A 13,180-nucleotide genomic window follows, 5' to 3' on the forward strand; every position below is an offset into this window, starting at 1 on the left:
CGTCAACCCTACAAGGTTGATTCTCCAGATATCAACCCTGCAGGGTTGATCACGGACGCGGCTTCTTCTCCTGCTCCGGCAGCCGTCCCGCAGCGGCCTCGGCGGCGAACCACGCTGCCGCCTCCTCCTGCCGCGCGCGCTCCTCGCCCAGGGCGATCGGCGCGCGGACGAGCTCGGGGTCGTAGCCGAACGACTCGACGAGCTGCGGGACGACCGGGCGGAGCCGGGCCACGAGCCGGTCGACGTACGCCGACACCGCCCGGGCACGCTGCGCCGACAGGCGTCCGTGCACCAGGTGCCAGTCGAGGTGCTGCTCGACGAGCCCGAGGGCGAAGAGGTCGCGGAGCCAGACGAGCACGCGGCGGGTGTCACCGGGCGCCACGGCCTCGATGGCATCGGTGAACGCATCCCACTGCATGAGCTCGGCGTGCGCCTTCGCGGCCTCGATGAGCTCGTGCTGCGAGCGGTTGAGGAGCTTCGCGGCCCGTGCCCGGTCCTTGCCGGCCGAGGCGAGGCGCACCCCGATCTCGGACACCATCGTGTCGACACGACCGGCCAGCAGCGCGCGCTGGGTGCGCGGGTCCTGCAGGTCCGTGACGCTCGCCGCGAGCGATCCCCGGTCGACGACCGTCTGCCCGAGTCGACGGATGCCGGACGCGTCGGCCAGCTTCGACGCTGCCTGCGCAGCGACGAACCGGGCGGTCGAGGCGGCGTCGCGCGGCGCCTTCGCGCGGAAGTCGGTGAGCAGGCGCTTGCCCACGAGCTGCAGCAGGATCGTGTTGTCACCCTCGAAGGTGACGTAGACGTCGAGGTCCGCGCGGAGGCTCGTCAGCCGGTTCTCGGCGAGGAACCCGGCGCCGCCGCAGGCCTCGCGGCACTCCTGCAGGGTGTCGAGCGCCGACCAGGTGGACATCGCCTTGAAGGCCGCCGCCTGCGTCTCGAGGTCCTCGCGGCGCTGTGGGGTGTCCTCGCGCCCGCTGAAGACGTCGTCGAAGGTCTGCAGCAGCTTCTCGTGTGCGAACGACTGGGCGAAGACCGTCGCGAGCCGGGGGATCAGTCGGCGCTGGTGACGGCCGTAGTCGAGCAGCACGCCCTCGTCGCCGCCGCCCGTCGGGAACTGCCGGCGTTCGGCGGCGTAGGTCAGCGCGATCTGCAGGCCGACCTTCTGCGCGACCACGGCGGCGCCGTCGAGCGAGACCCGACCCTGCACGAGGGTGCCGAGCATGGTGAAGAACCGTCGACCCGGCGACGCGATGGGGGAGGTGTACGTGCCGTCCTCGGCCACGTCGCCGTACCGGTTGAGCAGGTTCGTGCGGGGCACCCGGACGTGGTCGAACCAGAGCCGCCCGTTGTCGATGCCGTTCAGGCCGCCCTTGACGCCGTCGTCCTCGCCACCAACGCCGGGCAGGAACGCACCGTCGCCGTCGCGCAGCGGTACGTAGAACGCGTGCACACCGTGGTCGACGCCCTGCGTCACGAGCTTCGCGAACACCACGGCCGCCCGCCCGTGCAGCGCCGCGTTCCCGATGTAGTCCTTCCAGGCGCCCCGGAACGGCGTGTGCACGACGAACTCCTGCGTGTCCGGGTCGTAGGTCGCCGTCGTCGCGATGCTCTGCACGTCCGAGCCGTGCCCGGTCTCGGTCATCGCGAAGCAGCCGGGCACGTCGAAGCGGATGATCCCAGGCAGGAACTCGCGGTGGTTGCGCTCGGTGCCGAGGTGGTGCACCGCGGACCCGAACAGGCCCCACTGCACGCCGGCCTTGATCTGCAGGGACGGGTCCGCCGTCGTGAGTTCCTCGAACGCCGCGAGGTTCCCGCCGTGGTTCTCCTGGCCGCCGAACTCGGTCGGGTACGGACGCTGGATCGCACCGGCGTCGACGAGCACCCGGAGCTGCTCGAGGACGCGGGCCCGGTGCTCCGCGATCGGCTGCCCCTCGATCTTGTGCAGCCCGGGGTCGCGGGACAGGCGCCGTGAGATGCGCCGGTCCTCGGCCCAGCGGCCGAGCAGGAGCTCCCCGAGCAGCGTGGTGTCGATGCGGACGTCGGTGTCCGTCCCGCCCGTCGGCGTGCCGGCCGCCGGGTCGCCCGTGGCGTCGGCGTTCGGGGCCTCGGTCGTCGAGGTGGGGCGTGCGGGGGCGGTGTCGACCATGGGGGAGCCTTCCTGAACTGCTCTGTCCGTGTTGCACTCCACACGTTAGGCACCTCGGCCGAGTGTTGCTCGAACGCCGTGCGGGCGCACAACGGCAGACCGCGGGGCCGGACACGGGTGGTGGGAATCCTCCAAGGCCCGCCCGCGGAAGTTTGTACGCGCCCCGCTCCGATTCGGACGAGCGGGGTGCCCGGGGGCACAGTGGACGGATGTCTCGCACCACCCCACCCAGCGCTCCGGCGCAGCAACGCACCTTCTTCGGGCAGCCCTTCGAGCTGTCCACGCCCTTCGCGGTGGAGCTCTGGGAGCGGTTCTCGTTCTACGGCATGCAGGGCATCGTCCTGATCTACATGTACTACACCGTCACGCGCGGCGGCCTCGGCATCGACGAGGGCATCGCCAACGGGATCATGGGCGCGTACGGCGGCGCCGTGTACCTGTTCACGATCATCGGCGCCTGGGTGGCGGACCGGCTCATCGGCGCCGACCGCACCCTCTTCACCAGCGCGGTCGTCGTCATGCTCGGCCACATCGGGCTCGCGCTGATCCCGGGGGTCGCGGGCGTCGGGGTCGGCCTCGTGCTCATCGCCCTCGGCTCCGGCGGGCTCAAGGCCACCGCCACGACGATCGTCGGCGGGCTGTACGGCCGCGACGACCCTCGTCGCGACGCCGGGTTCTCGCTCTACTACCTCGGGGTGAACCTCGGGGCGTTCTTCGGTCCGCTGTTGACCGGGCTGCTGCAGTCCTCGCTCGGGTTCCACTACGGCTTCGGGCTCGCCGCGGTCGGCATGGCGGCCGGGCTCGTGCAGTACGGCATCCGCCGTCGGAAGCTCCCCGACTCGGTCCGGCACGTCACCAACCCGGTCGAGCGTCGCCGCCTGCCGCTCGTCGCCGTGCTCGTCGTCGTCGCGCTCGCGGTCGTCGTGGTCTCGGTGCTCACCGGACTGCTCACGGTGACGAACCTGCCGACGGTCGTCGTCGTGATCGTCATCGTGGCCACCATCGCGTACTTCGTGGTGATCCTGACCAGCGGGATCACCGCCGAGGAGCGTTCCCGGGTGTTCGCCTTCATCCCGCTCTTCATCGCGAGCGCCGTCTTCTGGTCGCTCTACCAGCAGCAGTTCACGGTCGTGACCCAGTACTCGGACCAGCGCCTGGACCGATCGCTCGGCGACTGGGTGATGCCCGTGTCGTGGGTCCAGTCGATCAACCCCGTGTTCATCATCGTGCTGTCCGGTGTCGCCGCCGCGATCTGGACGAAGCTCGGTGACCGCCAGCCCTCCACCCCGACGAAGTTCGCGCTCGGCACCGGGATCATGGGCATCGCGTTCCTGCTCTTCCTGCCGTTCTCGGGCACGGGCGAGAACGGCACGCCCCTGATCGCGCTCGTGGGCATCCTGCTCGTCTTCACGATCGCCGAGCTCCTGCTCTCCCCGGTCGGGCAGTCCGTCGCGACGAAGCTCGCGCCGCCGAAGTTCCAGACCCAGATGGTCGCGCTCTTCTTCCTCTCGGTGTCCCTCGGCACGGCGGCCACCGGGGTGCTCTCGCAGTACTACTCGCCGACGAACGAGGTCCCGTACTTCACCGTCCTCGGCCTGGTCGCCGTGGCGGTCGGGGTCGTGCTGCTCGTCTGCGCGAAGCCCGTCCTGCGCCTCATGCGCGGCATCCGCTAGCCCCGAGCCGCATCCGGTAGCCTGGACACGGCCACGACGGCCACCGCCACACCGGCCCCGCAACCCAAGGAGTCACCAATGCTCGAACTCATCGCAGGCGTCATCATCGGCATCGGCGTGCTCGGTGGCGTGGGCATGTGCATGGCCGTCGCCGCCATGCTGAAGAGCGGCAACGAGGAGTACTAGACCCCGTCCGCGGTGTCCGGCGTGACCGGCACCAACTGACGACCCAGGACGGTCGCGCGCTCGAACGGGCCGCGGCCGTCCTTCGTGTACGCGGGCTCGTCGAACGCGATGGTCCAGGTGCGCTGCGTCCCACCGAGCTGCACCCCTCCCGCAGCGACGATCACCCCGATCGGCTCGCCCTCCCACTCCTCGCCCCCGCGCTCGAGGTCGACCACCTGCACGAGGGCTCCGATGCCGAGGCCGCCGGGGTCGCCCGGGCGCGCTCCGTCGTCGGGGCGGGGGCTGCGAGCGCGACGTCCGAACACCCGCCCACCGTACCGCGCCCCGCACGGCGATCGGCGGACGCCGGTCCCGCACTCCGCCCCCCGCCTTCTGCCCTCCGCCCTCCGCCCTCCGCCCGATCGGGCAGGACACGCCGCCCGCAGGCCGCCGAGCGGGCGGTACCTGTCGGCCGTCGGCCCCGACCGAGGCAGATCCCGCCCGCTCGCGCCCGCTCGCGCCCGCTCGCACAGGCCGGCGGCGGGCCGGTGGCGGGCAGACGGCGGGGCGGCGGCGGTGCGGCGGGGTCCGCGCCGGCGGCGTCGGACGGGAGGCGCACGGCGGCGCCGCGCCGCGCCTCCCGTCCGACGAGTGGGCAGGACACGCCGCGCGCAGGCCGCCGAGCGGGCTTGATCCGTCGCCCGCCGGATTCGACTGTGACAGATCTCGCCCGCTCGCGGATGGAGCCCTGGTCACCGCCCCGACCCGCACCCGTCGTCGGCGCCCACCGCGGTCGCACGACGTGCCGTCCGCTCCCGCTCCGGTGGCAGGACCTGCCGTCGCGTCGGGAGGTGAGCGGCAGGTCGTGCGACCAGGACCTGCCTCCGAGTACCCGCCTGCCGCGCCGGCCGACCGGCCGCCGACCGGCCGCAGCGCCGCAGCGCCGCGGCGCCTACGCCCGGGCGATCTCCGTGACGGACGAGTGGCCCGTGTCGGGGTGCTTCCGCATCGACAGCAGGCGCTCCATCGACGGCTCGAGTGCGGTGACCTTGTCGAGCGGCGCGCTCACCACGAGCTGGAACCCGAGCCGGAGCCACGCCGTCACGGCACGCCCGGCGAACTCCGAGTCCGCCTTGATGAACGCCTCGTCGAGGAACACCGGCGCGAACCGGGGCCGCGGCCGGGTCTCGTCGCCGAGCTGGTAGCGCAGCGCCGCACCCACGATGAACGCCACCAGCTCCTGCGTCTCGCCACCCGACTTGTCCCCGAGCGAGGAGTACACGCCGAGGTCGTTGCCCTCGGGGTCGTACCGCACGGCCGTGATCTCCATGTGCCGGCGGACGTCGAGCACGGCGTCGCGCTGGGTCGTCCGTCCACGTGCTGCGGCCGGGTCGAGGCGGATGACCGCCATGAACCGACGCAGGCGTCGGAAGCGGGTCTCGAGCACGTCGTCGGTCAGCTCGGTGTCGACCGACGCCGACAGCGCGCGGAGCTCCCGTCGGAAGGCGGTGACGTCCTCGCGGGTGACCCGGCGGATCTGGATCTTCAGGCGGTCCCGGTTCGCACCGAACGGCAGCTCGCGCAGGATCTCGTTGACCGGTTCGAGCCGTTCCTCGATCTCGACGACCGCGCGGTCGAAGGCACCGGCGAGCGGGACGAGGTCCTCGCCGCTCCACTGCGACAGCCGCCGACGCCACTCGCTGCGGCGCGCGTGCAACCCGGTCGCGAGGATCTGGTCGAGGATCGCGTGGTAGTCGGGGTACGACGCGACACCGGTGCCGAGGTTCGGGTCGGGCCAGGCGTCCTGGTACCGCTGGAACGTCAGCGTGAGCGCGGTCGAGGCGGCGGCGGCGCCGTCGAGCGCCTGCGCGAGCCGTTCCTCGAGCCGGCGTCGCAGTCGGCGCGCGGCGTCGTCGAACCCGTCGATGCCGTCCGGGGCGCCGACCTCCTCGAACGTCTCGGCGAGCAGCCGGGACTGCTCGTCGTCCGGCAGCGACTCCGGGGTGTCCTCGAAGCGGGCGAGGATCTCGGCCGCGGCGTCCTGGCCGTCGACGAGCACCGCGTGGCGTTCCTCGAGCCGCGTGACGGAGAGCCGTGCACCAGCTCGACGGTCGGCGGCTTCGTCCAGGGCGCGACGGAGCCGGGCCACCGACTCGCGCAGGGTCCGGAGCCCGTCGTCGGCCGCGAGCAGCGCCTGTCGCTCGGCGTCGAGCCGCGCCAGGGACTCGTCGAGTCCGGCGACGTCGATGCCGTCCCAGGTGGTGTCGACGACCTGCTGGTGTGCGGCGCGCAGGGCGTCGAGGGTCGCGATGTCCTGCGCGACGTCGGTGCGTCGGGCCTCGAGCGTCGCGAGGTCCTGCGCGATCGCGGCGAGCTCCCGCTCGACGGAGGCCATCCGGGCCTCGTTCGTGAAGCCGATGACGTTCGACTGGCGTCGGTCGCCGTGCGCGCCGCGACGGCCGTCCCGGAGCTGACCGGACGGGGTCACGCGGCGGCCGCCACCGCCGAGCTCGGCGGCGGAGTCGACGCACCGCGCGTCGATCCGGTCGGACTCGATGCGTTCGCGGACCCAGGTGCTGAACGGGGAGTCCTTGATGGTCAGCTTGCCGGAGACCATCGCCGGGTCGCCGTCGAGGTCGAGGTGCGGGCCGGTGGGCACGCCCTCGAACTGCACGCGGACCGGGAGCTGGAGCGCGTCGATCGCCTCGCTGAAGGACGACAGCTGGTCCTCGTCGACGAGCAGCGTGCGCGCGACGGGTGCCAGCACGGACTCGATGGCCGTCCGCCAGTGCTCCTCGGCCGGGAGCACGTCGAGCAGCTCGGCGACGAACGGCAGCGCGTCGGGGGAGATGCCGGCGGCCCGGGCCATCGCCAACCGCGCCTCGTGCATCGGCAGCGGCATCGCGCCCTGCCGGTGCTCGAGTGAGCGGCGCTCCTGGCGCAGGGTCCGCTCGCGGTCGAGGAGCGGGTACTCCTCGCGCGTCAGGGCGTCCCGACGGTCGTCGAGCTCGGCGCGTGCCGTCGCGTACGACCCGAGGAACGCGTGCGACGCCGCCTGCGCCTCGGTGAACGTGCGCTCGGAGGTGAGCCTCAGTCCGAGCGCGGTGGTGCGCTCGTCGAAGGTCGCGCGCGCCCGGGCGACCACGTCGCGCTCCCGGATCCGGCGGTCGATGCGGTCCTCGAGCTGCGCGAGGGCGTTGCCGCCCTGGTCGCGGAGGCGTCCCTCCGCCTCGCGGAGCTCGACCTCGACGGCGGCGTGCCGGGCCTCGGTCGCAGCGACGTCGGCCCGGGCTGCGGTGCGCTCGCGTGCGTTGCGTTCGACCTCGGCGTCGAGCAGGGCACGCTTCCGCGATGCCGTCCAGTGCGCGAACGGCGAGACCTCGGCGCCGGTGGCGATGCCGTCCAGGGCGTCCGCCGCGGCCCGCGACCGGGCGATCTCGTCGTGCAGCTCGACGATGGGGGAGAGGATGCGGACCTTGCGCTCCTCGGTGTCCATCGCCTCGTACGCCTCGTCGAGCGCGGAGAAGTGCGCGAGGGCGCGGTCGGCCGCCTCGTACGTCCCCGGGGTCTCGAGCACGAGCGACTTGTAGAGCGCGTCGACCGTGGGCAGGTGCTGCCCGGCCTGGATCCGCGCGAGCAGGCGCATGGCCCGGTTGCCGCCACCGGAGTCGCCGATCCCGAGCCGTGTCTGGAGCGTGTACGCGAGCTCCTGGTAGGTGTCCCGCACGACGAGCCCCGGCACACGCCCGGACAGCTCGAGGTGGTGGAAGCGCGACGGCACGAAGTCCTCGAGCCGGCGGAGGTCGAACGTGTCGTCGACCGTCGCCATGGTCATCTGGATGTCGCCGACGCCCCGCGCCCGCTTCGGCACGAGGTACGCCCGCAGCACCGTGAAGCGCCGCTCGTCGTCGTTCCGGAAGGTCACGGCGACGGCGCCCCAGGTGGTCTGGTCGTCGCCGCGCAGGTTCACGTCGCGCAGGGCGCCCGTCTCCGGGTCGCGGCGGGTGTCCACCTTGCCGCGCAGGTACGTGAGCAGGTTCCGCTGGTCGGCGCTCCGCGCACGCCCGGTGGTCGCGTCGTTCGAGGCGCCGTTGAACGGCACGTCGGACGGCATCATGACGGCGAGGTAGGCGTCCATCAGGGTCGACTTGCCGGTGCCGGAGGCGCCCGAGATCAGCGTCGCGGTCCCGGACAGCTCGACCTGACGGTGGCCGTGGAAGCCGCCCCAGTTGACGACCTGCATCGACTCCGCCCGCCACTGCGCGACGGTGTCGAAGAGCGCCGGCAGGGCGCCGGTGTCGATCGCGGTGTCGGTCATGCGTCCGTCTCGCCTTCGTCGTCGGGGTCGGTCTGCTCGGCCGGGAGGCCCGTCACGGCTCCGTCCGTCGGCGCACCGCCGTCGGTGGTCGCGTCGCGGAGCCACCGGTCCAGTTCGCGGAGCTGCTCCAGGGGGAGCAGGACCTCGACGACACTGGCCACGCGGAAGCGGTCGGGGTCGGTCGTGCGGATGAGGATGCGCGCGGTCACGAGTCGCTCGACGGCCTTCGCGACACGGGACTCGTCCCGGGTGCGGTCGGTGGTCGCCGGCAGGAAGCCGGACACGTGCCCGATGATCTCGGACCGGTCGACCACGACCTGGTCGAGGCCCGGCCGGGCGTCCGCGCGGAGGCGCATGCGCAGGTAGACGAGGACGATCGTCTCCTCACGCGTCCACGGCACGTCACGCAGCAGCGTCGGGAAGGCCCGGCGCTGGCTCTCGGACCGTGCCTGGCGCTTCCAGGCGACCTCGCGGTCGCGGTCGACGTGCAGTTCGAGGAAGAGGTCGTTCAGCCGCGACCGGAGCTGGTGCTCACCGTCGGTGATCGCGCGCCACTCGTCGGCGTGCGTCCGCGCGCTCACGTAGGTGTGGCGGAGCAGCGCGACCAGGGCGCGGCGCTGCGGCTCGTCGAGCCGGCCCTCGTCGCCCTCGAAGAGGGCGAAGCTCGACTCGTCGCGTTCCTCGTCCTCGTCGTGACGCTCGTCGAGGACGAGGTCGGAGCCCTCGGGGTCCGTCTCGTCGACGGGAGCCGTCGTGGTGTCGCTCACCGTGCCTCCAGGCCGTTGTCGTCGTCGTGCTGGTCGTCCGCCCCTGCGCCGGTCAGGGACGCCGAGGGCATGTGGAAGGTGACCGTCTCGCCGTCCGGTCGCACCGTGCGGTGCGGGACCAGGTGGGTGGCGGTCTCGAAGTCGTCGTTGCCGGTGAGCAGGTGCGCGAGGCCGAAGAGCTCGACCGGACGGCGCTGCTCGGGCGGCAGCGCGTGGAAGGCCGAGACGCTGTCCGGGGCGCTGCGGAGCGCGGCGCGGAGCTCGGCGAGCAGCGGTCCGCCGTGGCGGCGCAGCGACTCCACGTCGAGTTCCTCGAAGACGTCGTCGTCGGGCTCCTCGATGGGCGGTGGCACCGCCTCGTTGTCGGGGTCGTAGAAGCGCTCGCGCAGGGTGCCGACCTCGGCGGTCGCGGGGAGCAGTCCGAGCGGGACGCGGTCGCGGGCGGACCCCGAGTCGATCCACGCGGCGAGCCCGCGGTTCACCGAGCGGAGCACCGCGTCGAGCTCACGGTCGCGGACGACGTCGTGGGCCACGATCTGGTCGCGGAGCGTCGCGGTGAGCTGGCGTCGCTGGGCGAGCACGTCCTCGATGCCCTGGCGCAGGATGCTGACCGTGTTGCGGAACGCCCGGCGCTCGCCCGCTCCGAGGGACTCGGCGAAGGGGTGCGCGAGGATCGTCGCGATGTCGTCCCGGAGCCGGAGCAGCAGGGCGTCGTCGCGCAGCAGCTCGAACGCGCCCTCGAACGCCCGACCCTCGGGAGTCGCCTGCATGAGGTCGTCCGTCCGGGCCAGGTAGTCGTCGAGGATCTCGCCGATCGGACGGACCTCCTGCCGGAAGTCCTCGACGATCGAGCGGTGCATCGTCGCGACCGCCTCCTCGACGCGCTTGAAGTCGCTGGGCAGCTGCCGGATGAGGTCGGCCACGTTCGTGTAGCCGTCGTGCATCCGTGCGTCGTCGACCTCGGTGACCTCGCCGCGGGCGATCCGCTCGCGTTCGGCCTGCAGCTCCGCGATCTGGGCGTCGATGCGACGGACCTGCACGTCCGGGTCCGGCTCCGCGCTGGCCGCCCAGCGGTGCACGGCCTCGACGATCATCGCCAGGCGGCTCTCGCTGATGAGCGCCCGGTCGGCGCTCAGGGCGTCGACGAGGTTCAGTGCCTCGAGGGCGTGGCTCGTCAGCGAGTACTGCTCGTCGCCGTCGGGGGAGTTCGAGCGGACCAGCCACTGCGCCGCCACCCAGTCGCGACAGAGCGCGCGGCCGTTCGGGCGGGCGTCGGCCTCGTTCTCCCCGTGTTCGCTCGCGGGCACGCGGGCACCGGTGGACTGCAGGCGGGCGACGTGCTCCTCGACCTGCAGGTGCATGCGGTCGGCCGGGACGTACTGCACGTCACGGTCGAACACCGTGCGGAACACCGCGATGACGGCGGCGCTCGTCGGGCGGGACATCAGCCGGAGGGTCGGGCGGTCGAGCACCGCGCGCACGCGGGAGAACTCGAGGTCGACGTCGGTCATGGGTCCTTGCTCGCTGGTGTGTCGTGACGGTCCGGGCCGAGGAACGAGAAGAGCCCGACGCGTGTGCGCCGGGCTCTGCTCGGGTGTTCTTCAGGCCCTGAATGGGCACGTGGGCGATACCAGACTCGAACTGATGACCTCTTCGGTGTGAACGAAGCGCGCTACCAACTGCGCCAATCGCCCCCTGCACTTGCGTGCCAGTCGATAGTAGCGGACGTTCGGGCCTGCACCGAACACGGCGCGTCACCCGGGTGTGGCGCGGGTGCCCTCGGTGCCCGTGCGTCGTGCCTGGTGCCTTGTGCGTCGTGCTCGTGCGTGGTGCCTGGTGCGTCGTGCTCGTGCGTGGTGCTCCTGCTCGCGCTCGTGCTGATGCGTGCTGGCGCCGGGTGAGAACGGGCGTACCTGATGGGAACGGGCGTACCTGGTGCTCCGCGACGACCAGGTACGCCCGTTTCCACAGTGCACTGCGGCCGTCATGGGAAAGAACGGGCACTCGAAAAGCCCCGCGATCCGCATGAACGCGGGGGACACGCCCGGTGAACGAGGAGGATTTTGGCGGAAGGCGTCCGGTTCGTATAGAGTTCTTCTCGTCGCCGCGACAGCGGAGAGACAGGAGCGGCCCTCGGGTCGCCGAAATGCGGATGTGGCGCAGTGGTAGCGCATCACCTTGCCAAGGTGAGGGTCGCGAGTTCGAATCTCGTCATCCGCTCGAGTGTGGGAGTCTCCGGACGACCACGACTCACCAGAGGGTATCCCACCGTTCGGGTACTCACGGAGACGTGAACCTCGATGGTGGGGTGGCCGAGAGGCTAGGCAGCGGCCTGCAAAGCCGTCCACGCGGGTTCGAATCCCGTCCCCACCTCCAGCAACACCCTCCAAGATCCTGCACGACCCTGGTCAGCAGATCTCTGGGCGATTGGCGCAGCGGTAGCGCGCTTCCCTGACACGGAAGAGGTCACTGGTTCGATCCCAGTATCGCCCACCATCCGAGAACCCCCGCTCCGGCGGGGGTTTTCTCGTTCCTGCGGTCGGAACACGGGATCCGCGACGACACCCCTCCATCGCCCGTGGCCGTCGCCGAGGTGGTGGCCGTCGTCGGCCGGTCGGGAACGACTACTGGACGATGTGCAGTGCCCTGAGCCGGTCGACGGGGCCGACGGCCCAGCACCGCTTGCCGAGTCCGGAGGCGATGCCTGCTTCGACGTGCGCGGCAGCGCCCGCAGGGAGCACGAGCACGAACTCGTCGGCGGCCCGGAGCGCGGCGAGGTCCTGTTCGAAGCGCTTCCGCACCGCCGTCGAACCGAGCGCAGCGTCATCGGCACCTCCTGGGACCGCGAGGACGGCGGCCTCGTCGTCGTCCTCCGCTCGCACGAAGGTGCCCGGACCACCTTGTACGGTGTCGGTGACGAGGAGGATGCCGTGACCGTGGAACGGGTGCTCGCCGGTCCGTGCGTGGCGTGGCCGGAGGACAGCAGCTTCATCCGAGAGGTCCTGGACCGCACCGGTGACAAGTGGACCGTGCTCGTGATGACCACGCTCGGCGACCGGACCCTGCGCTACTCGGACCTGCTGGCGAGCATCCCCGGCATCTCGCAGCGGATGCTGACCGTGACACTCAAGGCACTCGAGCGCGACGGACTCGTGGTCCGGCAGGCCCCCGCGGAGATGCCGCCCCGGGTGGACTACGGCGTGACCGACCTGGGTCGGTCGTTGCAGGTCGCGGTGATGCAGCTGGCGCAGTGGGCTGCAGAGAACCACGCCGCCGTCGCCGCGAACCGGGCGCTGCACGAGCGGATCGGAGTCGGCCGGGCACGGTCCGTCGACGCGGACACGCACCCGGCCGGATGACCGCATGCGCCTACCCCTCGATGACGATCTCGTGGGTGGAGCGTCCGGTGTGGAGGTCCCAGTAGCGCGGAGCGATCTCGGACGGGGACAGGCTCGGCACGTGGTGGTCCGCGGGCTTGCTGTCGGTCACCCACACCCCGATCGCGACGTGCGCGACGTGGACACCGGTGTCGTCGGCGTCGAGGGCGGCACCGAGGTTGAGCGCCCAGTTGCGCAGCGCCGCACCGCCGACGGTGACGTTGCCGAACATCGGCGCCGGTCGGACCGAGCCCGCGCCGGTGGTGACGATGATCGTGCCGGCGCCGGCTGCACGCATCGCGGGAAGGACCGCCTCGACCGCGGACATCCCGCCGTAGAGGGAGTACTCGATCTGCGGCTGCACGTTGTCCGGGGTGGTCGACCGCACGTCTGCGGGGGCGAGGGCACCACCGGTGGTGTCGGCCGGGGAGTACTCCAGCACGTCGACGGACCCGAAGTGCTCGGTCGCAGCCCCGAGCGCTGCGGTCAGGCTCGGCCGGTCCGTGACGTCAGCGGCGAACCCGGCAGCGGTGATGCCTTCCTCACCGAGCTGCGCGGCGAGCCGGTCGAGCTTCTCCTGGGTGCGGGAGACCAGCGCGACGGAGAAGCCCTCGTGGCCGAACGTCCGGGCGATGGCGAGACCGAGGCCGGGGCCGGCTCCGATGATGGCGATGGTGGGCATGGGCTGCTCCTGTTCTGTTGCGGCCGCGGGCGGCTCGCGGCGGGTTCCT

At 72.0% G+C, this 13,180-nt stretch carries 9 protein-coding genes and 4 tRNA genes; 5 read left to right on the forward strand and 8 right to left on the reverse strand.

Annotation, left to right across the window (positions count from 1 at the left end):
- Positions 1–49 precede the first annotated feature (49 nt).
- Positions 50–2,149: an acyl-CoA dehydrogenase gene (locus Q9R28_RS02185; RefSeq protein WP_209682695.1), complete on the reverse strand. Its 2,100-nt coding sequence runs from the start codon at positions 2,147–2,149 to the stop codon at positions 50–52.
- A gap of 209 nt (positions 2,150–2,358) precedes the next feature.
- On the opposite strand from Q9R28_RS02185, the gene Q9R28_RS02190 reads away from it, so the two are divergent.
- Positions 2,359–3,822 carry a peptide MFS transporter gene (locus Q9R28_RS02190; protein ID WP_251155456.1) on the forward strand — a complete coding sequence of 488 codons (1,464 nt, stop codon included), beginning with the start codon at positions 2,359–2,361 and terminating at the stop codon, positions 3,820–3,822.
- A 182-nt stretch (positions 3,823–4,004) separates the two neighbouring features.
- Here Q9R28_RS02190 and Q9R28_RS02195 read toward each other — a convergent pair whose 3' ends face one another.
- The 5 genes from Q9R28_RS02195 to Q9R28_RS02215 form a co-directional block, all read right to left on the reverse strand.
- Positions 4,005–4,313: a hypothetical protein gene (locus Q9R28_RS02195; protein WP_311205379.1), complete on the reverse strand. Its 309-nt coding sequence runs from the start codon at positions 4,311–4,313 to the stop codon at positions 4,005–4,007.
- Between the two features lie 626 nt (positions 4,314–4,939).
- Positions 4,940–8,305 (reverse strand): SbcC/MukB-like Walker B domain-containing protein, encoded by a 3,366-nt coding sequence (locus Q9R28_RS02200; protein ID WP_311205380.1) that lies wholly within the window; start codon positions 8,303–8,305, stop codon positions 4,940–4,942.
- Complete coding sequence (locus tag Q9R28_RS02205) at positions 8,302–9,072, reverse strand: DUF4194 domain-containing protein (protein WP_311205381.1); 771 nt, start codon at positions 9,070–9,072, stop codon at positions 8,302–8,304. The genes Q9R28_RS02200 and Q9R28_RS02205 overlap by 4 nt, the downstream gene beginning before the upstream one ends.
- Positions 9,069–10,583, reverse strand: a complete 1,515-nt coding sequence (locus tag Q9R28_RS02210) for a DUF3375 family protein (RefSeq protein WP_311205382.1) — start codon at positions 10,581–10,583, stop codon at positions 9,069–9,071. Before Q9R28_RS02210 ends, Q9R28_RS02205 begins: the two co-directional genes overlap by 4 nt.
- A 110-nt stretch (positions 10,584–10,693) precedes the next feature.
- Positions 10,694–10,766: transfer RNA gene (locus Q9R28_RS02215), tRNA-Val, on the reverse strand.
- A gap of 454 nt (positions 10,767–11,220) precedes the next feature.
- Between Q9R28_RS02215 and Q9R28_RS02220 the strand changes: the two genes are divergently transcribed.
- From Q9R28_RS02220 to Q9R28_RS02230, 3 genes are all read left to right on the forward strand, one after another.
- Positions 11,221–11,292: transfer RNA gene (locus Q9R28_RS02220), tRNA-Gly, on the forward strand.
- 82 nt (positions 11,293–11,374) lie between these two features.
- Positions 11,375–11,448 (forward strand) — tRNA-Cys (locus Q9R28_RS02225).
- A gap of 45 nt (positions 11,449–11,493) precedes the next feature.
- Positions 11,494–11,568: transfer RNA gene (locus Q9R28_RS02230), tRNA-Val, on the forward strand.
- Positions 11,569–11,696: 128 nt separating this feature from the next.
- On the opposite strand, the gene Q9R28_RS02235 is transcribed toward Q9R28_RS02230, so the two are convergent.
- Complete coding sequence (locus tag Q9R28_RS02235) at positions 11,697–11,954, reverse strand: hypothetical protein (protein ID WP_209682684.1); 258 nt, start codon at positions 11,952–11,954, stop codon at positions 11,697–11,699.
- A 48-nt stretch (positions 11,955–12,002) separates the two neighbouring features.
- Here Q9R28_RS02235 and Q9R28_RS02240 point away from each other — a divergent pair, with 48 nt between their 5' ends.
- Positions 12,003–12,431, forward strand: a complete 429-nt coding sequence (locus tag Q9R28_RS02240; protein WP_209682681.1) for a helix-turn-helix domain-containing protein — start codon at positions 12,003–12,005, stop codon at positions 12,429–12,431.
- A 10-nt stretch (positions 12,432–12,441) separates the two neighbouring features.
- On the opposite strand, the gene Q9R28_RS02245 is transcribed toward Q9R28_RS02240, so the two are convergent.
- The gene (locus Q9R28_RS02245) at positions 12,442–13,131 is read right to left on the reverse strand and encodes an SDR family oxidoreductase (protein ID WP_209682678.1); all 690 of its coding nucleotides are present in this window, start codon (positions 13,129–13,131) and stop codon (positions 12,442–12,444) included.
- Between the last annotated feature and the right edge of the window lie 49 nt (positions 13,132–13,180).

The organism is Curtobacterium sp. BRD11 (genome assembly GCF_031844345.1).
In the GTDB taxonomy this organism is placed as follows: Bacteria; Actinomycetota; Actinomycetes; order Actinomycetales; family Microbacteriaceae; genus Curtobacterium.

Coding starts and splice junctions, on each gene's coding strand:
- Q9R28_RS02185 (WP_209682695.1), bottom strand. CDS start 2,149: ATGGTCGACACCGCCCCCGCACGCCCCACCTCGACGACCGAGGCCCCG.
- Q9R28_RS02200 (WP_311205380.1), bottom strand. CDS start 8,305: ATGACCGACACCGCGATCGACACCGGCGCCCTGCCGGCGCTCTTCGAC.
- Q9R28_RS02210 (WP_311205382.1), bottom strand. CDS start 10,583: ATGACCGACGTCGACCTCGAGTTCTCCCGCGTGCGCGCGGTGCTCGAC.
- Q9R28_RS02190 (WP_251155456.1), top strand. CDS start 2,359: ATGTCTCGCACCACCCCACCCAGCGCTCCGGCGCAGCAACGCACCTTC.
- Q9R28_RS02245 (WP_209682678.1), bottom strand. CDS start 13,131: ATGCCCACCATCGCCATCATCGGAGCCGGCCCCGGCCTCGGTCTCGCC.